The sequence below is a fragment of the Pseudomonas sp. FIP_A4 genome (assembly GCF_036701605.1).
Classification (GTDB): domain Bacteria; phylum Pseudomonadota; class Gammaproteobacteria; order Pseudomonadales; family Pseudomonadaceae; genus Stutzerimonas; species Stutzerimonas phenolilytica.
Window position 1 is genome coordinate 1 of the sequence record NZ_JAYDXP010000070.1, and the last position, 332, is coordinate 332.

General features: G+C 66.9%; 1 pseudogene. It reads left to right on the plus strand.

The features are described from left to right. Positions 1-99: 99 nt before the first annotated feature. Positions 100-332, plus strand: a pseudogene (locus tag U8L64_RS00555) (hypothetical protein); the annotation flags it as partial.

A 332-nucleotide genomic window follows, 5' to 3' on the forward strand; every position in this document is an offset into this window, starting at 1 on the left:
GAGCGGTGAGGTAGAGCAGGGCGATGAAGATCAGCGTCCAGCCAGCCGACCAGCGCGCATCAGCCACCTTCGGTACGGTGAAGAAGCGGATGATCACGTGCGGCCTACACCGCCGACACCGATAACCGGCTGAACATGATCCTGTTCACCCTGTCGCTGATGATCGGTACTGCAGGTCGGCCGCTCGTGATCAACGACGGCTCGACGGACGCCACGCTGGCGGTGCTGGTCGAGGAGTTCGATCTGGTGGCACATCCCGCCCCGCTGCGCCCGAGCGTGCCCCCCCAGCCAATCGCGGCGGGCTACCGCTCGCGCCGGTACGCCACCCTGCG